The 22,415-nt window shown below is 72.4% G+C and carries 23 protein-coding genes; 4 read left to right on the top strand and 19 right to left on the bottom strand.

Going from position 1 to position 22,415, the window contains the following annotated elements:
* Positions 1-15 precede the first annotated feature (15 nt).
* Positions 16-438 carry a DUF350 domain-containing protein gene (locus QM728_RS04285; RefSeq protein WP_415030810.1) on the top strand — a complete coding sequence of 141 codons (423 nt, stop codon included), beginning with the start codon at positions 16-18 and terminating at the stop codon, positions 436-438.
* Positions 439-445: 7 nt separating this feature from the next.
* A complete protein-coding gene (locus tag QM728_RS04280) occupies positions 446-2,005 on the top strand; it encodes a polyamine aminopropyltransferase (RefSeq protein WP_415030809.1) in 1,560 nt (519 codons plus the stop codon).
* Here QM728_RS04280 and QM728_RS04275 read toward each other — a convergent pair.
* The 13 genes from QM728_RS04275 to QM728_RS04215 are packed head-to-tail and all read right to left on the bottom strand — an operon-like array spanning position 2,002 to position 12,761.
* Positions 2,002-2,457, bottom strand: a complete 456-nt coding sequence (locus QM728_RS04275) for a nitroreductase/quinone reductase family protein (RefSeq protein ID WP_415030808.1) — start codon at positions 2,455-2,457, stop codon at positions 2,002-2,004. The genes QM728_RS04280 and QM728_RS04275 overlap by 4 nt on opposite strands.
* A 4-nt stretch (positions 2,458-2,461) precedes the next feature.
* Entirely contained in the window at positions 2,462-3,499 is a 1,038-nt protein-coding gene (gene tsaD, locus QM728_RS04270) for a tRNA (adenosine(37)-N6)-threonylcarbamoyltransferase complex transferase subunit TsaD (RefSeq protein ID WP_415032831.1), read from the bottom strand.
* Positions 3,500-3,503: 4 nt separating this feature from the next.
* Complete coding sequence (gene rimI / locus QM728_RS04265; protein WP_415030807.1) at positions 3,504-3,992, bottom strand: ribosomal protein S18-alanine N-acetyltransferase; 489 nt, start codon at positions 3,990-3,992, stop codon at positions 3,504-3,506.
* 2 nt (positions 3,993-3,994) lie between these two features.
* On the bottom strand, positions 3,995-4,672 hold the full coding sequence (gene tsaB, locus QM728_RS04260) for a tRNA (adenosine(37)-N6)-threonylcarbamoyltransferase complex dimerization subunit type 1 TsaB (protein WP_415030806.1): 678 nt from the start codon (positions 4,670-4,672) through the stop codon (positions 3,995-3,997).
* Positions 4,665-5,159, bottom strand: a complete 495-nt coding sequence (gene tsaE / locus QM728_RS04255; protein ID WP_415030805.1) for a tRNA (adenosine(37)-N6)-threonylcarbamoyltransferase complex ATPase subunit type 1 TsaE — start codon at positions 5,157-5,159, stop codon at positions 4,665-4,667. The genes tsaB and tsaE overlap by 8 nt, the downstream gene beginning before the upstream one ends.
* Positions 5,141-6,328 carry an alpha/beta fold hydrolase gene (locus tag QM728_RS04250; protein ID WP_415030804.1) on the bottom strand — a complete coding sequence of 396 codons (1,188 nt, stop codon included), beginning with the start codon at positions 6,326-6,328 and terminating at the stop codon, positions 5,141-5,143. Before QM728_RS04250 ends, tsaE begins: the two co-directional genes overlap by 19 nt.
* Entirely contained in the window at positions 6,328-7,482 is a 1,155-nt protein-coding gene (alr, locus tag QM728_RS04245) for an alanine racemase (protein WP_415030803.1), read from the bottom strand. The genes QM728_RS04250 and alr overlap by 1 nt, the downstream gene beginning before the upstream one ends.
* Positions 7,483-7,497: 15 nt before the next feature.
* Positions 7,498-8,964 (bottom strand): NAD(P)H-hydrate dehydratase, encoded by a 1,467-nt coding sequence (locus QM728_RS04240; RefSeq protein ID WP_415030802.1) that lies wholly within the window; start codon positions 8,962-8,964, stop codon positions 7,498-7,500.
* A gap of 12 nt (positions 8,965-8,976) precedes the next feature.
* Complete coding sequence (gene glmS, locus QM728_RS04235; RefSeq protein ID WP_415030801.1) at positions 8,977-10,839, bottom strand: glutamine--fructose-6-phosphate transaminase (isomerizing); 1,863 nt, start codon at positions 10,837-10,839, stop codon at positions 8,977-8,979.
* A 15-nt stretch (positions 10,840-10,854) separates the two neighbouring features.
* Positions 10,855-11,817: a chlorophyllase/cutinase-like alpha/beta fold protein gene (locus QM728_RS04230; protein WP_415030800.1), complete on the bottom strand. Its 963-nt coding sequence runs from the start codon at positions 11,815-11,817 to the stop codon at positions 10,855-10,857.
* A 10-nt stretch (positions 11,818-11,827) separates the two neighbouring features.
* Positions 11,828-12,016 carry a hypothetical protein gene (locus tag QM728_RS04225; RefSeq protein WP_415030799.1) on the bottom strand — a complete coding sequence of 63 codons (189 nt, stop codon included), beginning with the start codon at positions 12,014-12,016 and terminating at the stop codon, positions 11,828-11,830.
* Positions 12,016-12,465: a hypothetical protein gene (locus tag QM728_RS04220; protein ID WP_415030798.1), complete on the bottom strand. Its 450-nt coding sequence runs from the start codon at positions 12,463-12,465 to the stop codon at positions 12,016-12,018. Before QM728_RS04220 ends, QM728_RS04225 begins: the two co-directional genes overlap by 1 nt.
* A complete protein-coding gene (locus tag QM728_RS04215; RefSeq protein WP_415030797.1) occupies positions 12,462-12,761 on the bottom strand; it encodes a hypothetical protein in 300 nt (99 codons plus the stop codon). The genes QM728_RS04220 and QM728_RS04215 overlap by 4 nt, the downstream gene beginning before the upstream one ends.
* A gap of 61 nt (positions 12,762-12,822) precedes the next feature.
* Between QM728_RS04215 and QM728_RS04210 the strand changes: the two genes are divergently transcribed.
* Positions 12,823-13,701 (top strand): SDR family NAD(P)-dependent oxidoreductase, encoded by an 879-nt coding sequence (locus QM728_RS04210; protein WP_415030796.1) that lies wholly within the window; start codon positions 12,823-12,825, stop codon positions 13,699-13,701.
* Positions 13,702-13,713: 12 nt separating this feature from the next.
* Here the strand turns inward: QM728_RS04210 and QM728_RS04205 are convergent, their stop codons facing one another.
* From QM728_RS04205 to rplM, 4 genes are all read right to left on the bottom strand, one after another.
* Positions 13,714-14,271, bottom strand: a complete 558-nt coding sequence (locus QM728_RS04205; protein ID WP_415030795.1) for a hypothetical protein — start codon at positions 14,269-14,271, stop codon at positions 13,714-13,716.
* Between the two features lie 148 nt (positions 14,272-14,419).
* The gene (glmM, locus tag QM728_RS04200) at positions 14,420-15,778 is read right to left on the bottom strand and encodes a phosphoglucosamine mutase (RefSeq protein WP_415030794.1); all 1,359 of its coding nucleotides are present in this window, start codon (positions 15,776-15,778) and stop codon (positions 14,420-14,422) included.
* Between the two features lie 5 nt (positions 15,779-15,783).
* Complete coding sequence (gene rpsI / locus QM728_RS04195; RefSeq protein WP_415030793.1) at positions 15,784-16,314, bottom strand: 30S ribosomal protein S9; 531 nt, start codon at positions 16,312-16,314, stop codon at positions 15,784-15,786.
* An 11-nt stretch (positions 16,315-16,325) separates the two neighbouring features.
* Positions 16,326-16,769: a 50S ribosomal protein L13 gene (gene rplM / locus QM728_RS04190; RefSeq protein ID WP_415030792.1), complete on the bottom strand. Its 444-nt coding sequence runs from the start codon at positions 16,767-16,769 to the stop codon at positions 16,326-16,328.
* A 182-nt stretch (positions 16,770-16,951) separates the two neighbouring features.
* Between rplM and QM728_RS04185 the strand changes: the two genes are divergently transcribed.
* Entirely contained in the window at positions 16,952-17,497 is a 546-nt protein-coding gene (locus QM728_RS04185; protein WP_415030791.1) for a YceI family protein, read from the top strand.
* Here the strand turns inward: QM728_RS04185 and QM728_RS04180 are convergent.
* Both QM728_RS04180 and eccCa read right to left on the bottom strand, forming a co-directional pair.
* Complete coding sequence (locus QM728_RS04180) at positions 17,494-18,393, bottom strand: type VII secretion-associated protein (protein ID WP_415030790.1); 900 nt, start codon at positions 18,391-18,393, stop codon at positions 17,494-17,496. The genes QM728_RS04185 and QM728_RS04180 overlap by 4 nt on opposite strands.
* A complete protein-coding gene (eccCa, locus tag QM728_RS04175) occupies positions 18,390-22,376 on the bottom strand; it encodes a type VII secretion protein EccCa (RefSeq protein ID WP_415030789.1) in 3,987 nt (1,328 codons plus the stop codon). Before eccCa ends, QM728_RS04180 begins: the two co-directional genes overlap by 4 nt.
* Positions 22,377-22,415 lie beyond the last annotated feature (39 nt).

The following is a 22,415-nucleotide window of genomic DNA, read 5'->3' as shown; positions in this document are numbered from 1 at the left end:
CGATCGAAGGACACCATGACCCGATTCGAAGAGAACCTCGTCGCGGCGGGCGCCTACTCCGCCGTCGGCATCGCCGCGATGGCGGTGGGCTTCATCGTCGTCGACATCCTCACCCCCGGCCACCTGCGCACCCAGGTGTGGATCGACCGGAACAAGAACGCGGCCCTGCTGGTGGCCTCGAAGCTGGGCGGCGTCGCGATCATCATCGCCGCGTCCATCACCGCCGCCGAGGGAGGCCTCGTCAAGGGGCTGATGTACACGGCCGCCTACTCCGCGCTGGGCATCGTCGCGATGTCGCTGACCTACCTGCTGGTGACACTGGTGACGCCGGGCAAGCTGGGCGACTTCATCATGGATCCGGAGCCGCACCCGGCGGTCAAGGTCCACGCCGTTATGCACCTGGCCGTCGCGCTGATCGTCGCGGCCGCCATCCTCTGATCCGCCGGTGACCCCCGACTCCGCCGGCGCTCCCACCACGACGCCCCGCCGCCGCGTCGCGCGCGCCGCGCTGCTCGCCGTCGTGTTCGTGTGCGCGGCGTGCGGGCTGGTCTACGAGCTCGCCCTGGTGTCGCTGGGTTCCTACCTGATCGGCAACACCGCCACCCAGGCGTCGATCGTCCTGGCCGTGATGGTGTTCGCGATGGGCGTCGGCGCCCTCGCGGCGAAGCCGCTGCAGCAGCGCCCGGTGGTGTGGTTCGCGGCCGTCGAGATCACGCTCGCGCTGCTCGGCGGACTGTCGGTGCTGGGGCTCTACGCCGCGTTCGCCTACCTCTCGATGTACACCGGCGCCATGGTGGTCGTCGCGTTCGTCCTCGGCCTGTTGGTCGGCGCGGAGATCCCGCTGCTGATGGTCCTGCTGCAGCGCATCCGGCGGCAGGACGCCGGGTCGGCGGTCGCGGATCTGTTCGCCGCCGACTACATCGGCGCCCTGCTGGGCGGTCTCGCGTTCCCGTTCCTGCTGTTGCCGGTGTTCGGGCAGTTGCGCGGAGCGATCGTCGTCGGGCTGATCAACGCGGTCGCCGGGCTGCTGCTGGTCCTGGTCCTGTTCCGCCGCGGACTGTCGGGCCGCGCGACCACCATCATCGGCGGCGCCGCCGTCGCCGTCATCGCGATCCTGCTGGCCGCGTTCGCCTACTCCCGGTCGTTCGAGGTCACCGCGCGGCAGGCGCTCTACCGCGACCCGATCGTGCTGTCGCAGCAGACTCCGTACCAGGACATCGTGATGACCTCGCGCCGGACGCCGAGCGGCGACGACCTCCGCTTGTTCCTCAACGGCGACCTGCAGTTCGCCTCCGCCGACGAGTATCGCTACCACGAGGCCCTGGTCCATCCCGCGATGGCCGCGCACCCCCGCCGCGTGCTGATCCTGGGCGCGGGCGACGGGCTCGCGCTGCGCGAGGTGCTGACGTATCCGACCGAGTCGATCACCCTCGTCGAGCTCGATCCGGCGATGATCCGCCTCGCCCGCACCGACCCGCGCTTCACCGGGCTCAACCGCGGCTCGATGAACGATCCGCGCGCCCGCATCGTCGCGGCCGACGCCTTCAACTGGTTGCGCACCACAGATGAGCGGTTCGACGCGATCATCGTCGACATGCCCGATCCGGACGAGACCGCGACGACCAAGCTCTACTCGGTCGAGTTCTACGCGCTCGTCGCCGCCCACCTGGGTCCCGGCGGCGTCGTCGCGGTGCAGTCCGGCTCGCCGTTCTTCGCGCCGCAGTCGTACTGGTGCATCGGGGCCACCCTCGGCGCCGCCGGCCTGGCCACCCTGCCGTACCACGTCGACGTGCCGTCCTTCGGCGACTGGGGATTCTTCCTCGCCGCCCGACAGCAGCCGTCGTTGCGGATGGACCCGGTGGCGCCGACGCGGTTCCTCACCGACGACGAGCTGCGCGCCGCGCGGGTCTTCCCGCGCGACCGCCAACCGTTGGCCATGCCGCCGTCGACGCTGATGGAGCCGCGGATCCTGCGCTACGCGCAGGGCGAGTGGCAGCAGTACTAGCGCGGTTCCAGCACGACGACCGCGGTATCGGTGGCGCGCCGACCGGCGAGCTCGTCGAGGTCGTGGTCGAACTCCTGCCAGCGCGACCACAGCCGTTCCCGCTCGTCGCCGACGGCCGCCCGCGCGCGGACGTCGCGCTCGCCGGTCACGAGGGTGACCCGCGCGTCGGGCTGGGCCTGCAGGTTGAGCCACCAGGCGGGCGCACCCTCCTGCCAGCCGTTCATGGCCATCAAGGCCAGGTTCTCACCGTCGGGAAAATACGCGAGGATGACGCTGCGCTCGGCGCCGGTGCGCCGACCGACCGTGGTGAGCCGCAGGGTGCCCCACTTCTCGGTGCCGCGGGGCTCCCACAGCCCGAATCGCCCGCCGCTGAGGCGGTAGAGGCCGCGGTGCACCTTCCATGCGGCCTTGATGAACCAGGGCGGCGGGATGCGGGCGGGTTTGTCGGCCATCGCCTCAGTATGCGCTGATCTGTACCGACAGCCCAGGGTCGGTGGCCACCGTCAGCGGCGACGGCGGGGCACCGCCGGCGATGACGTGGGCGCCCAGCGTCGCGATCATCACGCCGTTGTCGGTGCACAGTCGCGGCTTGGGCACGCGCAGCGTGATCCCGGCGGCATCGCAGCGCTCCTGCGCCAGCGAGCGGATCCGCGAGTTCGCCGTGGCGCCGCCGCCGAGAACGAGCGTCGACGTGTCGAAGTCGGCGCACGCGCGCAGCGCCTTCATCGTCAACACGTCGGCGACCGCTTCCTGGAACGACGCGGCGACATCGGCCATCGGCACGTCCTCGCCCCGTCGTTCGCACCCCTCGACGTAGCGGGCGACGGCGGTCTTCAGGCCGCTGAACGAGAAGTCGTACCGGGCGTCCCGCGGGCCGGTCATGCCGCGCGGGAAGGCGATGGCCGTCGGGTCCCCGCCGCTCGCCAGCTCATCGATCGCCGGTCCGCCCGGGTAGCCGAGACCGAGGAGCCGGGCGACCTTGTCGAAGGCCTCGCCAGCCGCGTCGTCGACGGTCGTGCCGAGCTCCTCGATCGGCTCGCCCAGGTCGGTGACGCGCAGCAGGTGCGTGTGACCGCCGGAGACCAGCAGCGCGATGCACGGCGGCATCGGTCCGTGTTCGAGCGTGTCGACGGCGACGTGTCCGCCGAGGTGGTTCACCGCGTACAGCGGCACGTCCCAGGCGAGGGCGTACGCCTTGGCCGCGGCGACGCCCACCAACAGCGCACCCGCCAGCCCGGGTCCGATCGTCACGGCGATGGCGTCGGGTTTGTCGACGTCGGCGGCGGCCAGCGCGCGGCGCATCGTCGGCACCATGGCCTCCAGGTGCGCGCGCGAGGCCACTTCGGGCACGACGCCGCCGTAGCGGGCGTGCTCGGCGACCGAGGAGGCGACCTCGTCGGCGAGTAGGCGAATCGGTTCGGCGGGCTCGCCGGTCCATTCGACGATGCCGACGCCAGTCTCGTCGCAGGAGCTCTCGATGCCCATCACGATCATGCGGTCACTCATCGGGGTGCTCCGGCATCTTTCCGCTGGGCGCGGGGCGGATCATGGTGAACGCGTCGGCGCCCGACGGCTGGTAGTAGCCACGGCGCAGTCCCGACTTCACGAATCCCACGCTCTCATACAGCCCGATCGCGGGCTCGTTGTCGACGCGGACCTCCAGGTACACCGGGGCGTCTCGCTGGTCGGCGACGGCCAGCATCGCGTCGAGCAGGTCGCGCCCGATCCCCCGCCCGCGATGGGCGGCCGCGACGGCGATCGTGTGGATCTCACACTCGTGGTCCCCGGCCGGGCCGAGGATGGAGATGCCCGCATAACCGATCGGCGGGGCGCCGAGCTCCTCGCGCGCGGCGAAGTACCGGTTGTAGGGCGCCTTCAACTCGGCGCGGAACGCCGCAGCGGGCCACGGCGAGTCCCCGGCGAACATCTCCTTCTCCAGCTCCGCGCAGCGCCCGACGTCGGCGGACTTGAGCTCGTCGATCACCATCGCTAGACCCGCTTGCGCTTCTGATCGGCGAGTTCGACCGCATCGGGGCGGCGCAGGTACAGCGGCACCAACGGCGCGGGAGCGGCCCCTGCGACGACGGCCTCTTTGGCGACCGTGGCCAGCCCGGCGGCGTCGAGCGTGGTCGCCACGCCCGACCACCCGCTGTCGGGCAGCAGCGACGGCACGCCGGCCACGACGTCGATCGGTAGCCCGGCGAGCTGTTCCACCAGTGCGGCGGGAGCCATGACCCCGGGACCCTCGACGCGGGCGCCGCCCGAGTAGCGCGCCCAATAGACCTCCCGACGGCGGGCGTCGGTGACGACGAGCAGGGAGTCCGCCCGAGGATCGGCGGCGGTCGCGGCCAGCGCGTCGAGGGTGCACACGCCGTACACAGGGATGCCCAGCGCATCGGCGAAGGCGGCCGCCGTGGCCATGCCGACGCGCAACCCGGTGAACGGGCCGGGTCCGCAGCCGACGACGACGGCATCGAGGTCGGCCGCGGCCCACCCGGCCTCGTCGAGGCACTCCTTCATCAGGGTGGTGAGGGTTTCGGCGTGCCGACGCTGATCGGCGACGACGCGCGACGCGCGGACCGACACCGTCTCGTCGGCGACGACCGCCACGCCGGTGACGACGGCGGCGGTCGCGGTGTCGATCACCAGGATCCGCTGCTCACTCACCGGTGTCTGCTCCCGCCCACCGCCAGTACGCGCGACGCACCTCGGACTCGGGCTCGCGCTCCAACCGCACCAGCACGTGACGGGCAGCCAGCCGCTCGGCGAGTCCGGCGCCCCACTCGACGACGACGACCGAGTCGGTCAGCTCGGTGTCGAGATCGAGGGCGTCGAGTTCGTCGAGCAAGTCACCGCCCGCGCCGAGTCGGTAGGCGTCGACGTGCACCATGCCGGGCGTCCCCGCGACGGCGGGGCGGTGCTCGCGGGCGATGACGAACGTCGGCGACGTCACCCGGCCGGTCACGCCGAGCCCGGCACCGATTCCGCGGGACAGCGCCGTCTTCCCCGCGCCGAGCGGGCCGTCGAGGATGACCAGGTCGCCGGGCTCCAACACACCGGCCAGCGCGCGGCCGAGTTCCTCGGTGTCGGCCACCTCGGGCAGCACGGCATCCCCGGACACGCCCCGGGTCACCGTCACGACCACGGCCGCCACCACGGGCGATTCGCCGCCCGCGCCTCGGGCCGCTGCGGGGCGGACCGGGGTGCGAGCGGTGCGTCGTCCCCGCGCTCGGCCAGCAGGGCGCGAACCCGGGTGAGCAGGTCGTCGAGGATCTCGTCGACCTGGTCGGGGCGCTCCATCTGCACCATGTGCCCGGCGCCCTGGATGATCGTCAGGCGGCAGTTGTCGCCGAGTGCGCCGTACATCGAATACGAGTTGGGGAACGGCGTCATGCAGTCGTCGTCGCCGCAGACGACGACGGTTGGCACGGCCGCGAGGACGGGCAGTGCCGCGGATTCGTCGTGGACCTCGAGCACCTGGAGGAAGTGCACGATCGTCGACAGCGGTGTCTGGCGGATCATGCGCTCGACCGCGCGGCCGGCGGTCGGACTGTAGAAGTCGGGGCCGAAGCTCGCGGCCAGCAGGACCGGTTCGAGGGCGCGGCGGGCGCGGGTGCGGCCGGCCTGGATGAACCAGGGTGCGCGCCGCACGATGGCGCGGAACGCGCTGACCGCGGGGTTCTGCAGCGCCTCGCCGACACCGGCGTCGCTGACGCCGCGCGCTGCCGTTGCCACCAGGCCGACGCCGACGACGCGGCCGTTTGGCCCGAAGAGCTCGGGGTGTCGGCGCGCGAGGGCCATCGCCGTCATGCCGCCCATCGAATGGCCCACGATCACCACCGGACCGGTGGGCGCGAGGGCGCGCAGCACCGCGTCGAGGTCGTCGCCGAGTTGGGTCATCGACGTCGAGTCGGGCGGCGCCGGATCGCTGCGGCCGTGGCCGCGGTGGTCGTAGAAGACGAGCCGCACCTTCGGCCCCCACGCCTGTGCGAGGGCGGTGCGCTGGAAGTACCAGGAACTCATCCGCAGGCAGTAGCCGTGGACGAAGACGACGGTCAGTTCGGGCTCGCCCTCCCCGTGCACGACGCGGGCGGCCAGGCGCACGCCGTCATCGGCGGCGACGGTGTGCTCCTCGTCCTGATAGATCGAGTCGAAGTGGAGGTCGGCGTAGGGATCGGTGGCGCCGGCCCGCGCCTTGGTCACCTGCCGGGTCACCCCGCTCGCGGCCAGCCCGCCGATCGTCGACACCCCGGCGGTCGGCTTGGTGCGCCGCAGGGTGCCGTCGGCGCGGCGCTTGCCGCTCTTCTTCGGCCGCCGCGCCATCACGACCCGTCCCCGTCCGGGCCGACGTAGCGGCGCGCGACGCGCTGGCCGATGCCCGTGATGATCTCGTAGTCGATGGTGCCCGCGGCGTCGGCCCACTCGCGCGCCGTCGGACCGCCGCCCTCACCCGTGCCGAACAGCGTCACCTCGTCGCCCTCACCGACACCGCCGCCGTCGGCGCCGAGGTCGACGACGAACTGGTCCATGCAGATCCGGCCGACGCCGGGGAAGTCGCGGCCGTTGATCCGCACGCGCAGCTTGCCCGACAGCACGCGCGGCACCCCGTCGGCATAACCGACCGGGATGACCGCGGTCGTCGTGTCCTCGCGCGCCCGGAACGTGTGCCCGTACGAGACGCCGCCGCCGGCCGCGACCCGCTTCACCAGGGACACCTCGCTGCGCAGGGTCATCGCGGGAATGAGGTCGGCGGTGCCCGCGCCCGGCACCGGGTTGAGCCCGTAGACGCCGAGGCCGGGCCGGATGGCGTCGAAGGCGAGGTCGGGGCGGGTCAGCGCCGCCGGGGTGTTCGCCAGGTGGACCAGTTCGGGGACGATCCCGACGCCCGCCAGGTCGGCCACGGCGGCGCGCAGTCCGGCGGCCTGTTCGTCGTTCACCGGGTTGTCCGGCTCGTCGCCGCACGCGAGGTGGGCCATGACGCCGCGCAGCCGGACCGCGCCGTCGGCGTGCGCGCGGGCGTAGCCGGCGACGAAGTCGGCCCACTCGTCCGCCGCGATGCCGCTGCGGTTCATCCCGGTGTCGACCTTGATGGTGACGGTGGCGGCCTCCCCGCGACGGGCGGCGGCCGCCACGACGCTCTCGAGTTGGCGGATCGAGGACACGGCGATGTCGACGTCGCCGGCGATGGCGGCCTCGAAGTCGGCGTCCGGGGCGTGCAGCCACGCGGTGATCGGGGCGTCGATCCCGCCCTCCCGCAGCGCCAGCGCCTCGCCGATGTGGGCGACGCCGAGGCCCGTCACACCGGCCTCGACGAGGGTCCGTGCGACGGGGAGCGCGCCGTGGCCGTAGCCGTCGGCCTTGACCACGGCGATGGCGCCCACCCCCGCGCCGTCGGTCAGGACGCGGAGGTTGTGGGCGATGGCGCGCAGATCGACTGTCGCGGTGCCCATCGCGGTGGTGCCGGTGGATACGTGCATGTGGTCGCTATTGTCTCAGATTCCGCCCGCGGCGGGTGCGTCGGCGGCCCGTGTCCGCAACAGCCGGATCGCGTCGCCGATGGCCGCGACCAGCGCCGATGCGCCAATCGGGGCGCCCGGATCCCCGGCGGCGATCTCGGCGGCGACCGCGTGAGCGCGTGCCCCCATCGCCGCGGCGACGTCGGCGGGCAGGCCGGTGGCCAGCAGTGCGCCGGTGATCCCGGACAGCGCGTCGCCCGACCCGGCGGTGGCCGCCCAGGAGGAGCCGGCCTCGTTGACGAGGACCCGGCCGGCTGGATCGGCGATCAGCGTCGCCCGCCCTTTGAGCAGGACGGTGGCCCCGAGTTCGCGGGCGCAGGCGGTCACCGCCGCGACGCGGTCTTCGCCGACGGGGGCACCGGCGAGCCGCGCGAATTCGCCGGCGTGCGGGGTGAGCAACGTCGGCGCGGTGCGCCCCTCGAGGAGTCTGCGGTGCCGGGCCAGCACGGTGATCGCGTCGGCGTCGACGAGGACCGGTACGTCGGCGGCGAGCACCGCGGTCAACCGCTCGAGCGCGGCGTCGTCAGTGCCGAAGCCGGGGCCGACGACCCAGGCTTGGACCTGACCCGCGTCGCCGGGTTCGTCGACGGCGACGACCTCCGGATACCGCTCGACGACCGCTGCGGCCGCGGGCCCGGCGTACCGGGTCATCCCCGAGGTGGCGGCCACGGCGGCGCCGCTGCACAGCAGCGCCGCCCCGGGGTATTTCGCGGAACCAGCCACGATGCCGACGACACCCTGGCGGTACTTGTCGTCCGACGGGCCCGGCACCGGCCAACGGTCACCCACCTCGACGTCGGTGAGGGCGTGCACCGCCACCTCGTCGACCGGGCCGAGCCCGATGTCGACGACGACCACCCGGCCGCACTGCGGGGCGGCGAGGACGTGCGCCCGGCGCGGCAGGCCGAAGGTGACCGTCAGGTCGGCGCGGACGGCGGGATCGTGCACGACACCGGTGTCCGCGTCGACCCCCGACGGCAGGTCCACCGCGACGACGCGGGCGTCGGGTGAGGCCTGTGCGACGGCGGCGAACAGGGCCGCCGCCGTCGGCCGCAGCGGGCCGGAGCCGCCGATGCCCACGACACCGTCGACGATCACGTCGAGCGGCCCGAACTCGGTGACCACGCGTCCGCCGGCGGCGCGCAGCGCGGCCAGTCCGCTGGCATGGGCCTTCGCCGGGTCCAGCAGCACCGCGGTGACCGCCGCGCCGCGGCGGGCGAGGACGGCGCCGGCGTAGAGGGCGTCGCCGCCGTTGTCACCGGAGCCGATGACGAGGCCGACCCGGCGTCCGTAGACGCCGTCGGCGCGCAGTTCGTTGATGATCGCCGACGCGAGGCCGCCGCTGGCGCGGCTCATCAGGACTCCGCCTGCGAGGAGTCCCGTCGCCGCCTCGGCGGCGCGGATCTGGGCGACGGTCGGGTACGCGCGGCGATCCGGGTACATGGCGGACCGGCGCTATTCGACGGTGACGGACTTGGCCAGGTTGCGCGGCTTGTCGACGTCGTAGCCGCGCTCGTCGGCGACCGTCGCGGCGAAGACCTGCAACGGGATGGTCGAGACCAGCGGCTGCAGCAGCGTCGAGGTGCGCGGGATCGGGATGAAGTGGTCGGCGACCGCCTTGGCCGCCTCGTCGTCGGGCTCGGCGATGACGATGGTCTCGGCGCCGCGCGCCTGGATCTCGCGGATGTTGCTGACCATCTTCGAGTGCAGCACCGCGCGACCCTCGCGGGAGGGCATCACGACGAAGACCGGCAGACCGGCCTCGATGAGGGCGATCGGGCCGTGCTTGAGCTCGCCGGCGGCGAAGCCCTCGGCGTGGATGTAGGCCAGTTCCTTGAGCTTGAGGGCGCCCTCGAGGGCGACCGGGTAGCCGACGTGGCGGCCGAGGAACAGCACCGTGTCGCGGTCGGCCATCGAGCGGGCGAGCTCGCGGACCGGCTCCATGCCGTCGAGAACCTCCTGCACGGCGGCCGGCGCGGCCTCCATGTCGGCGAACTCGCGGGTGACCTCGTCGATGAACTTGGTGCCGCGGGCCTGTGCCAGCGCGAGGCCGACGAGGTAGGCGGCGACGATCTGCGCCAGGAAGCACTTGGTCGACGCGACGCCGATCTCCGGGCCGGCGTGCGTGTAGAGCACGGCGTCGGACTCGCGCGGGATCTGCGCCCCGTTGGTGTTGCAGATGGCCAGGACGCGGGCGTTCTGGTCCTTGGCGTGGCGGACCGCCTCCAGGGTGTCGGCCGTCTCGCCGGACTGGGAGATCGCGACGACGAGGGTGGAGCGGTCCAGCACCGGGTCGCGGTAGCGGAACTCGCTGGCGAGCTCGACCTCCACCGGCAGGCGCGTCCAGTGCTCGATGGCGTACTTGGACAGCAGACCGGCGTGGTAGGCGGTGCCGCAGGCGACGACGAAGACCTTGCTGACATCGCGCAGGTCCTCGTCGGAGATGCGTTGCTCGTCCAGGACGATGCGGCCGTCCTGCAGGTGGCCCAGGAGCGTGTTGGTGAGCGCCTCGGGCTGCTCGGCGATCTCCTTGAGCATGAAGTAGTCGTAGCCGCCCTTCTCGGCGGCGGCGAGGTCCCAGTCGATGTGGAACGGCTTGCCCTTGCGCGGGTTGCCGTCGAAGTCGGTGATCTCGTAGGAGTTCGCCGTGATGACCACGACCTCGTCCTGGCCGAGCTCGACCGCGTCGCGGGTGTGCTCGATGAACGCGGTGACGTCGGAGCCGACGAACATCTCGCCGTCGCCGACACCGACGACCAGCGGGGTCGACCGGCGGGCGGCGACGATGGTGTCGGGGTGGTCGGCGTGGGTGAAGACCAGGGTGAAGGCGCCCTCGAGTCGGCGCAGCACGGCGTAGGCACTGGCGACGAAGTCACCGGCGGTCGGACCCGACTCGTAGGCCCGCTGCACCAGGTGGACGGCGGTCTCGGTGTCGGTGTCGGACTTGAGGTCGACGCCGGCGGCCTCCAGCTCGGCGCGCAGCGGCGCGTAGTTCTCGATGATGCCGTTGTGCACGACGGCGACCTTGCCGTCGGCGGACAGGTGCGGGTGGGCGTTGCGGTCGGTGGGCTTGCCGTGCGTGGCCCAGCGCGTGTGGCCCATGCCGGTGGTGCCGGTCAGGCGTTTCGGATCGACCGAGGCGATCTGCTTGTCGAGGTTCTCGAGGCGCCCGGCCTTCTTCTCGACGACCAAGCCGCCGTGGCCGTCGAGGATGGCCACACCGGCCGAGTCGTAGCCGCGGTACTCCATGCGGCGCAGGGCGTCCACGACGATCCCGAGCGCCTGCCGCTGGCCCACATACCCGACGATTCCACACATGGTTATCCAGGGTACCTAGCTACCGCGCAGGGCTCGAATCGACGAGACCCCCGACGTGAGCGGCGACCCGGATTTCTGCGTCGCCGGACCCTGCAGGAGCTTCTGGACATGGCTGCGATCGTCCGCGTCGGGCTCGTCCGGATCGACCGGTGCGGCGGTGCCCAACTGCGCCTCGGGGTCGCCGAACACGGCGTACTCGTCGTTTCCCCCGGCGGTGGCGAGCACGAATCCGGTGAGCAGTGCGCGGACCGCGGCATGCACGGATTTGTCGGCACCGTTGATCCCGATCAGCGACCGGAGCGAGCGCTTCTGCAGCAGGGCGCGGTCGGTGGCGCCCGGGATGGCGCGCAGACAGACGTCGCCGCCGAGCTCGCGGGCCAGCGGCAGCGGGTTGTTGGTGAGGGTGTCGAGGTGGGAACCCGCGGCCAACACCATCGACGGCACCTGGACCGAGGCGGCGGCGGCGAAGGCGGTAGCGGTCGTCGGGGCCGGGAAGATCGCGGTCAGGCTCGACACCGGCACCGGCTCGACACCGGCCAGCACCTGCGGCCCGAGCGCCAGCACGGCGGCCGAGGCGCCGAAGCCGTGACCGGCGACGGCGCGGCGACCTGCGTCGACGGTGACCGATTCGCTCAGGCCCAGGCGGACCCGCGGCAGACCGCTCAACGCGGTGCGCAGGGCGGCGGCCAGCGCGGCGTCGGAGGGCGCCGGGCCGCGCTCGACGTCGGGAATGGCCGCCACGATGCCGTGGGTGGCGAGGTGGAACAGCAGGTCGCGGTAGCGGTGCGAGTCGGCCATCCACGCGTGGCTGAAGACCACCAACGGCAGTCCGCTGCCGGAGGTCGGCGTGAAGATCTGGCCGGGGACGCCGACGAACGCCAGGTCGCCGCGCAGCACCTTGTGCGGTCCGCGCCGGGTCAGCCGGGTCATCAGCTCGGCCGGCGGCACCGGTGCGGGTTCTGCTCTTCTGCCAAACACGCTCCGAAGCTTATGCCGTCCACCCGGCCGGGCGGAGCAGACGGCGCGAATGGGCCCCGGTGACCTCTGCCTCAGTGGCGGGACGGCGCGGATCACGATGGCACACCGCGCCCGACTCGCCGTCGCACATTGCGTCGATCGACGCCAGGGTCTGCTCGGTGACCGCCGCGATCAGTGCGGCGACGTCGCTGTCGGCCATCAGCGACCGCCGATCAGGACCAGTTCCCCGTCGAGTTCGGCGAGCGCCTCGTCCATCCGATCGACGCCGGCACCGGCGGCGAGCACCGTCTGCCGACCGCGCACGGCGTCGACGACGTCGGCCTCGTCCGCACCCTGATCGGCGGCCTCCACGTCCCCGGTCACCGCGGCGACCTTCGCGCACACCGCCCCGAGCCCGCGCCAGGCGGCGTCGGCCGCCTCGCGGATGTGCGCCAGGGCGGTCAGGTCGGCGCGCAACAGGTCGGGCAGATCGGCGAGCACCGACATCGGGCCCTCGACCGGTCCGCCCAGCCCGTCGGCGGCGCGATCACGAATGGAGCCGGCGGCGGCGAGTTCGTCGGCCAGCCCGGCTCCCACCGCGCTCAAGACCGCGACGTCGGCGGCCACGCGGTCCAAGTCGACACCGAGGGCGCGGGCCGCTGGCGTCATCGGCCCCGGCCGGCCAGATCGAGGATCCGCCGGGCAGCCGCGCCGTCCGCCGCCGACACCGACGCCGCGTGGGCGGTGAGCCCGCGGGCGGCGGCGCGCAACTCGACGGCCCGCCCGGCCAGTCGGCCGGCGACGGCCTCCACCGCGGGGCGATACCCGCCGCGCCGCCGGTCCCGCAACGCGGCGTAGTCGCCGCCGCGCAGCAGCGCGACCTGCCGGTCGATGACGTCGGCGACGCGTCGACAATCGCCGGCCAGCCGCATGGCCTCACCCTGGTCCAGCCGAATCCCCCGCATATTCCTTAGACGCAGCCGGGCGGCAATCGGTTCCCCGCCCCGGGCGGTTAGCCTGGCGGACATGGCCAACAAGTTCCTCGACAACCTCGCGCGCGGCTCCCGCAGGCTCGCGACCCGCACGGCGCTGCAGCGCGCCGTCACCGTCCACGACCTGGCCGATCGGGTTGCGCCCCGCGACCTGACCGGCAAGCTCGTCCTAGTCACCGGCGCCTCGTCGGGCATCGGTGCGGAGGCCGCCAGGCAGCTGGCCGCCGAGGGTGCCCAGATCATCCTCGTCGCGCGCGGCGCCGATGACCTCGACCGCGTCGCGCAGGAGATCGCCGACGACGGCGGCCTCGCCTTCCCCGTGCCCGGCGACCTCTCGACCGAGCAGGGCGTCGGCGACGTCCTCGATTCGGTGCTGCGGCGCTTCGGCACCCCCGACATCGTCGTGAACAACGCCGGACGCTCGATTCGCCGCGACGTCGCCGACTCGACCGGGCGCTTCCACGACTTCCAGCGCACGATGGCGATCAACTACTTCGGCCCGGTGGCCATGACACTCGGCGTCCTCGACGAGTTCCGCCGCCGCGACGACGGCCATTTCATCAACGTGTGCACCTGGGGCGTGACCAACGGCGCGATGCCTAAGTTCGCCGCCTACGGCGCGTCGAAGGCGGCGTTGGCGACCTTCGGCCGCAGCCTGGCCGCCGAACTCACCGGGACCGGCGTCCACGTGACCAACGTCTGCTATCCGCTCGTCGCCACGCCGATGATCGCCCCCACCGGCGCCTACGACAACGCTCCCGCGCTGTCGGCGGAGGCCGCCGGCGAATGGATCGTGTACGCGGCCAAGCACCGGCCGCTGGAGATCATGCCGCGCTACGCCAAGGCGATGCGCGGACTCACCGCGATCTCCGCGTCGTTCTCCGACGGGATTCTCGCGCGCGGCGCGATGTGACCGGGGTGCGGCTCAGCCGTTGTAGGTCCAGCGGCCGCGGGCGCACTGCATCGCCTTGCCGCGCGGGCTGCGGGCGGTGATGTACTGCCCGGTGCACTTGGCGCCCGGCTTGCGGACCTGCGGGTCGACGCCGTTGATGCGGACCCACTTGTAGCGGCCCGACCCCATGTGCGCGCACACGACGGTGCCGCGACCGGTGGTGCGGATCCGGTTGGCCTGCACCTTGCCGCAGACGCCGCCGACGCCGGGCAGGCGGTTGTTGCGCACGCGGTAGCTGCGCTTGTTCGACTTCTGACCGGGGCGCTTGGCACCCGGACGCTTCTGGCCGGGCCGCTTCTTGGCGCCCGGGCGCTGGTGGGCGCGGGGGTGTTCGGCCGGCTGCGGGCCGAGCAGGTCGCCCAGCGAACCGGAGTTGAGCGCGAGACCGCGCGACACCGGAGCGGGCTTGGCTTCATTGCCGAAGACGCCGGCCAACGTCACCCCGCCCACGCCGAGGCCGAGCACCACGGCGACGACGACCGCGGCGCGGGTCACCACGGAGTTCTTGCCTCGTTTAGTCACTTTAGTCACATCAGTAACAGTAGGCACAGCTGGAGGGTGTTGACCAGCCCAGATCGGCGTCGAGTCCGAATCGCAACCCTCGCGCAACAGCCCGGTGTTTTGCTCGGAAAGCGAGGAAAACGCCGGGTGGGAACGGCGATCTAGCGGGAATCGGGCCTCAGCTGCCGGCGGCGGCGACGACGTCGGCGATGCGCTTGGCCACGGAGTGGGCCGCATCGGCGGTCGGCGCCTCGACCATGACGCGCACGAGTTGCTCGGTTCCCGACGGGCGCAGCAGCACGCGACCCTGGCCGGCCAGTTCGGCCTCGGCGGCGGTGACGGCGGCGCAGACGTCGTCGGCCTCGGCGACAGCGTGCTTGTCGGCGACCTTGACGTTGATCAGTTCCTGCGGCAGCACGGTCATGATCGAAGCGAGGTCGGCCAGCGAGTCGCCCGTCGCGGCGAGTTGCTCCATCAGCAGCAGGCCGGTGAGGATGCCGTCGCCGGTGGTGCCCGCGGCGGGCACGACGATGTGACCGGACTGCTCCCCGCCCAGCGAGTAGTCGCCGCTGCGGAGTTCTTCGAGGACGTAGCGGTCGCCGACGGCGGTGGTGCGCAGCTCGACGCCGGCCTTCTCCATCGCCAGGTGCAGGCCGAGGTTGCTCATCACCGTCGCGACGAGAACGCCGTCCTTCAGCTTGCCCTTGTCGGCCATGGCAGTCGCCAGGATCGCCATGATCATGTCGCCGTCGACCAGGTCGCCCTTGGCGTCGACGGCCAGGCAGCGGTCGGCATCGCCGTCGTGGGCCAGGCCGAGGTCGGCGCCGTGTTCGGCGACGGCGGCCTGCAGCTTGCCCATGTGGGTCGAACCGCAGTCGTCGTTGATGTTGAGGCCGTTGGGCTCGGCATGCATCGGGATCACCGTCGCACCGGCGGCCTTGTAGGCCTCGGGCGCCAGGGCCGACGCGGCGCCGTGGGCGCAGTCGACGACGACGGTCAGCCCGGACAGGTCGGCATCGATCTGGGTGGTGAGGTGGTTGAGGTAGCGCTCGACGGCGTCGGGGGCGTCGACGAGTCGGCCGACGTCGGCCCCGGTGGGCCGCTCGACCTCTTCGACGGTCGCCATGGCGGCCTCGATGCGGTCCTCGACGGCGTCGTCGAGCTTGTGCCCGCCGGCGCCGAAGATCTTGATGCCGTTGTCGGGCATCGGGTTGTGCGACGCGGAGATCATGATGCCGAACGTCGCACCGTATTCGGCGGTCAGGTAGGCGACCGCCGGGGTGGGCACCACGCCGACGCGGATCGCGTCGACGCCGTGCGCGGCGAGGCCGGCGCAGACGGCGGCCTCGAGGAATTCACCGGAGGCGCGCGGGTCGCGGCCGATGACGGCGGTGGGCCGCTCGACGTCGGCACCCAAGACTTCCGCGGTGGCCGCGGCCAGGCGCAACGCGAGCTCGGCAGTGAGCTCGGCGTTGGCCCGACCGCGGACGCCGTCGGTTCCGAACAGGCGCTTGGCCTGGACTTCGGTCGAAGACACGCGGGTCAGCGCTTGCTGTACTGCGATGCCTTGCGGGCCTTCTTCAGGCCGTACTTCTTGCGCTCGACCGCACGCGGGTCGCGCGTGAGGAAGCCGGCCTTCTTGAGGGCCGGACGGTCCTCGGGGCTGACCTCGATCAGTGCGCGGGCGATCGCCAGGCGCAGCGCGCCGGCCTGGCCGGTCGGGCCGCCGCCGTGCAGGCGGGCGTAGATGTCGAAGGCGCCGTCACGGTCGACGGTCACCAGCGGCGACTTCACGAGCTGCTGGTTCAGCTTGTTCGGGAAGTAGGTCTCCAGGTCGCGACCGCCGTTCAGGATGAACTTGCCGGTGCCGGGCACCAGGCGGACGCGGGCGACGGCCTCCTTGCGGCGGCCGACGGTCTGGATCGGGTGGTCGAGGACGACCGGGGCACGCTCGACGCGCGGGGCCGCGGGGGCCTCCGACTCGGTCGTGTAGTCGTCGGTCGCGATCTCGACGTCGGTCTCGGTGCCGTCGGCGTCGACGGCCTCGACCTCGGTGATGTTCTCTTCAGTCACGTTCTCGTCGCTCACTGGGCCACCTGCTTGATCTCGAAGGGGACGGGGCTCTGGGCCGCGTGGGGGTGGTTCGGGCCGGCGTAGACCTTCAGCTTGGACGCCATGGCGCGGCCCAGCTTGGTCTTCGGCAGCATGCCGGTGATGGCCTGCTCGACGGCGCGCTCCGGCTTGGTGGCCAGCATGTCGCCCAGCGACTGGGACTTGAGGCCGCCCGGGTGACCCGAGTGGCGGTACTTCAGCTTGCCGGTGGCCTTGTTGCCGGTGAGGGCGACCTTCTCGGCGTTGACGATGATGACGAAGTCGCCGCCGTCAACGTGGGGGGCGTAGGTCGGCTTGTGCTTGCCGCGCAGGAGCGTCGCGCTCTGCGTGGCGAGGCGGCCGAGCACCACGTCGGTGGCGTCGATGACGTACCACGTGCGCGTGATGTCACCCGCCTTCGGGGTGTAGGTAGACACGGTTGATCCTCAACTCTTTGTCGTGACTGCTGGTCAGGGTGCGACGGCGGAGTGATTCCCGGCGACCAGTTGGGACCCGGGAGTTCCGTCGATGCCGAAACACCAAGGTGCCAGGGTACGGGAGCGCCCAGGTCAGGGTCAAAACGGTGGTGACCCCCACTCCCATGGCTAGAGTCGGATTCATGAGTGACACGTGGACGATCGGCCCGGCTGACGGCGAGTTGACCCTCAAGACCGATAAGACCGGACCGGCGGCCAAGACCGGGCACCGGCTGACGATCGGATTCACCGACTGGACCGGCAAGGTCGACGTCGACGGCACCGACCCGCGGCAGGTGTCGTTGACGGTGGTGCTCGATTCGCTGGAGGTGCTCAGCGGCGAGGGCGGCGTGACCCCGATGACCGGCGCCGAGAAGTCGATGGCCCGCTCCAACGCCCTCAAATCGTTGAAGGCATCCAAATTCCCGACGATCACCTTCGTCAGCAAGAGCGTCTCCCCCACCGACGGGGGCTACCGCCTGGACGGCGACCTCACCGTCGCCGGCAAGACGATTCCCAAGCAGGTCGACGTCGCGGTCAAGGAAGCAAGCGGCGGCTGGGACCTCGGCGCGACGACGACGGTCAGCCACAAGGCCGTCGGCCTCAAGCCCTATTCGCTGGCCATGGGCGCACTGAAGGTCGCCGACGAGGTCAAGCTCGAGTTCTCGGCCAAGCTGCCCAAGCCCTAGTCCGCCAGGCTCGCGACCGCACGCCGACACGCCTCCTCCAACGCGGCCGCACCCGAGTCCTGGCAGCCGACGCTGACCTGGCGGCGGCCGACATCCTCGACGTCGACGACGCTGACGTACCAGCGGATCGGCGCGCCGGAGTCCGGCGTCTCCCGATAGGCGGTCACCACCCTCCCGGCGAAGTCGGCGCGCGCCGCGAAGTCGCTGACCGCGTCGTCGCCGCGCTGCCGGATCCGCTCGGCCAGGCTGGCCGCCACCGACTCCACCGTCGCACCAGCCCGCAATGGGCTGACCGCGAGCACGATCCGACTGCCGGTGTCGGCGTCCACCACCGCCAGGCGCGGTGCCGGATCCGACGCCAGGTCGGCGTGCCGCCAGCCGTGCGGGACTTCGATGCGCACGCCGCCGACGACGACCGTGCCCGGCGGGGATTCGGACCCCGCCCGCGACACCGTGGCCACACCGCCGAACCCGACGGCCAGCGCACCGACGGCCAGCGCGGCGGGCCACCGTCGCACCGGGCGTCGGGGGAAAGCGGGGATCAGCGGCGTCAGCACCGGCAGCGGACGGTGGTCGCCGAACTGCGCGAGCCGCACCGGGTCGACGACGACCAGGCGGACCGAGCCGACGACGTTGGCCAGTCGGCGCAGCGCACGGCCGCGGTCGGCGTCGGCGACGTCGAGCACCACCAGGTCGATACCGGCCAGGAGCGGCGCGAACCCGTCGAGGACGGTGTCCACCGACCCGCGCAGCAACATCCCCGACGAACTCGCCGCGGCTCCGGCGACGCGGTGCACCGCCCACTCCCCGTCGACGACCGTCACGACGAGGAGCGCGCCGACTCCGGCGTCGGCGTGGCTGCGCGCGATCGCCAGTGGTCGACTCACAGCGTTCACGACGCGCTCGCCACGTGAATGACCTCGCTGCCCGAGCGGGTGACGAGCTCACCGCGCCCCGGAATCCGGCGGGACATGCGGGTCTGTCCGACGATGTAGCCCTCGTCGCGGTCGCCGCTCATCAGCAGGGTGTCGGTGGACAGGTCGCGCAACCGGGCGATCACCGGATCGAACAGTGCCCGCGAGACCCCGCCGGACCGGCGCGCGAGGATCAGGTGGAAGCCGATGTCGCGCGCGCTCGACAGCAGCTCGACGAGGACCAGGAGCGGGTTCCCCGAGGCCGTGGCCACCATGTCGTAGTCGTCGACGAACAGGTACAGGTCGGGACCGGTCCACCAGTCTCGCGCGCCCAGCTGCTCGGGCGTGATGTCCTCCGGCGGCAGCCGCCCTTCCAGGAGCGCGGCCAACTCGGCCATCATCGGACCCGCCGACGACGACGAGCTCGCGTACCCGGCGCGGTGCGAGTCCGGCACGACGCCGAGCATCGTGCGCCGGTAGTCGACGACGATCAGCTTGGCCTCCTCCGGCGTCGCCCCGGCCACCAGCCCCGCCGCCAGCGTGCGCAGCAGCGTGGTCTTGCCGTGCTCGACGTCGGCGAAGGCCATCAGGTGCGGTCGTGCGGCGAAGTCGAGCAGCACCGGCGCGAGGTCCGCCTCACCGACGCCCAGCGGCACCGTGCCCGACGGCAGGACCGCGCCCGCCAACCGCTCGCGCAGCGCGGCGAGGTCCAAGTGCGCGGGCAGCAGCGGTACCGGCGGCGCGTGGTCGTCGGGGTGCTGCCGCGCCACGGCGCTGACGAGTTCGCCCAGACCCGCGCCCTCGCTCAGACCCGGCTCGGCGATCAGCAGGTGCAGACCGTCGGCCGTGACCCCACGGCCGGGCCGCCCGGTGGGCACCTGTTCGGCATGGCGGCGACTCATCTCCGAGTCGAGCGGATCGCCGAGGCGCAGCTCGATCCGCGAGCCGAGGAGGTCGCGGACCGACGGATGGATCTGCGCCCACCGCGTCGCGGTCACCACGACGTGCACCCCGTACGACAGCCCGCCGAGCGCGATCGCCGAGAGGGTCTGCTCGAGATCCTCAAACTCGTCGCGCAGCACCCCCATCCCGTCGACGACGAGGAACACGTCGCCGTGGGGATCACCGTCGTCGCGGCTACGCCGGGCGCGGTACTCGCGCATCGACTCGATCCCCAACCGGGCGAACTCGACCTCGCGCCGCGCCATCACCGCGCGCACTTCGGCGAGCGTGCGCCGGATGCGCTCGGGATCGGACCGCGTCGCGACGGATCCGACATGCGGCAGCGCGGCCAGCGATGCCAGTGCACCGCCGCCGAAGTCGAGGCAGTAGAACTGCACCTGCGCCGGGGTGTGGGTGAGCGCGGCCGAGCAGATCAGCGTGCGCACCGCCGTCGACTTCCCCGATTGCGGTCCGCCGACGATCGCGGCGTTCCCGGCGCCGCCCGCCAGGTCGACGAGGAGGAGTTCGCGCCGCTGGTCGTAGGGTCGGTCGACGATGCCGATCGGCAGGCGGAGTTCGCCGGTGATCCCGGCCGCCTCCGCCGGCAAGGCCTCGACCAACTCACCGATCTGCGGCGAGGAGTCCAGCGGCGGCAGCCAGACCTCGTGCGCGGGTGAACCGTGACCGACCATGCGGCCCACGACCGTGTCGAGCAGCGACGGTCCCGTGCGCCGCCGGACGGCCGGCGGTGTGGGCACGCTCGGCGAAATCCCGGGCACGCTCGGCGTCGATGTGGGCACACGCGACGATGACGCGAGGGCGGCGGCGTCGAAGTCGAGGACCAGGCCCGTGCGCACCGCACCCTCCGACGCCCGAGCGGGGTCGGCCATGCCGATGTCGTCGTCGACGATCGGCCCGGAGACGTAGCAGGTGTTGAAGCGGCGCGGCGCCGCCGAATCACACTTGAGGTAGGCCGAGCCCGGGACGCTGGGCAGGTGATAGGCGTCGGGGACGCCGAGCACCGACCGCGACTCGTTCGACGAGAACGTCTTCAGCCCGATCCGGTACGAGAGGTGCGAATCGAGGCCGCGCAGCTTGCCCTCCTCCAGCCGCTGCGACGCCAGCAGCAGGTGGATGTGCAACGACCGCCCGAGTCGTCCGATGGCGACGAACAGTTCGGCGAAGTCGGGCTTCTGCGCCAGCAGCTCGGAGAACTCGTCGACGACCACGAACAGCGCCGGCAGCGGCGGCAGGTCGGCCCCGTCGGTGCGCGCCTGCTCGTACTCGGTGACGTTCGCGAAGTTGCCCGCCGCGCGCAGCAGCTCCTGGCGGCGGTTCAGCTCGCCGCGCAGCGCATCGCCCATGCGGTCGACGAGGGCGAGTTCCTGCTCGAGGTTGGTGATGACGGCGGCGACGTGACGGCTGCGCTCGAGACCGAGGAAGGTCGCGCCGCCCTTGAAGTCGACGAGCACCAGGTTCAATTCGTCGGGCGAATGGGTCGCCATCAGCGCGAGCACCAGCGTGCGCAACAGCTCCGACTTGCCCGATCCCGTCGCCCCGACGCACAGGCCGTGCGGTCCCATGCCGCCGTGGGCGCTCTCCTTGAGATCGAGTTCCACGGCGCTGCCGTCGGGCGCGTAGCCGATGGGCACCCGGAGGCGCTCGCGCCCGGTCCGCCCCCGCCACCGGGCGTCGGGGTCGAACATCCGCGGATCGCCGAGGTCGAGCAGGGCCGCCAACCCGGGGTCGCCTGCGGGATCGTCGTCGCCGAGGTCGGCCAGTGCGCGCAGCGCCGTCGCGGGGCGCAGCGCGGCGAGTCGTCGGGCACACGCCGCGGCCTGCCGGACGCTCACCCGGTCGGCGACGGCAAACTCCTCGGCACCCACCGCGGTCCGCGCGGCCAGCGTCGTGCCGTCGATGCGCAGGGCGAGTCCGCGCCGCTCGGCGACCCGCCCCAGTTCCCCGCCGAGGGCACAGATCGCCACCCCGTCGATCCCCGCCTCACCGGCCAACCGCTCGTCGCCGGTGATCGTCGCGCCGTCGAGGACGATGAGGACGAACGGCTGGGCCCCGGTCCCCGGCTCGCCGCGCGTGAAGCGGGTGCGCTCGGCGAACTCGCCGGCCAGTTCCTTCTCGATCTCTGCCAGCGACTCGACGAGCAGCGGGCCGCCACCCAGTGGACCGGCGTCATCGGCCGGCCGGGTGGCGTGCGGCAGCCACTTGATCCAGTCCCATTCCGCCCAGCGCTCACGGTCGGCGGCGACGGCCAGGCGCACCTGGTCGGGTCCGTGCCACACGGCGAGCTGCAGGAGCATGGCGCGCGCCATCGCCCGGGCCGCCTCGTCGTCCCCGTCGACGGCGACGACCGGGAAGCCGCGCATCGACACCGCGATCGGGAGTCGGTGCACCGCGGCGTGTGCCCGCAGGAAGCGCCGCAGCGCGACCATCGCCACCGGTTCGAGATCCTCGGGCGGCGCCATCTCCGGCGGCACGAGCCGGGTGGCCAAGCGTTGGGCGCCGACGCCGACCCGCAGGTGCGCGAAGTCGGCGTCGCCGTGGCGCCGCTCCCACATCCGCCGCGAGCCGACAACCCGGCTCAGCGCGCCCGGCGTCGGGTGCCCCCACCGCAGCGCCGCCGACTGCTCGTCGACCGTCGTGGCGACTTGGCCGCGCAGCTGCGCGAGGTAGCGGAAGTAGTCGCGACGCTCGGCCCCCAGCTCGGCCGACTTCTTGCCGCCGCTGCGGCCGCCGGTCGCGAACATGCCGAACATCGACATGAGCATCATCAGCGGGAACATCAGGAACAGCGGATTGGCCAGCACGGACCGCCCGCCGGTGACGAACATGAGCGCGATCATCCCGACGACCGCCACCACCATCAGCGCGGGCAGAGCGGTTGCCGCCAGCCCGTTCGGCACCGGTCGCGTCGCCTCCGGCGGGGCGACGAGGTCGATGTCGCCGCCGGGCGCCGGTGGTGGCGCGATCCTGGGTTCGCGCACAAACAGCCGCGTCGAGTCAGCCATTGATCCCCCCAGATCGTTGACTTGCCGGCGGGCCCCCCG

This window comes from Gordonia sp. (in: high G+C Gram-positive bacteria) (assembly GCF_047602025.1).
Taxonomy (GTDB): Bacteria; Actinomycetota; Actinomycetes; order Mycobacteriales; family Mycobacteriaceae; genus Gordonia.
Note: the sequence above shows the minus strand (reverse complement) of the source record. Positions and strands in the feature narration are given on the sequence as shown.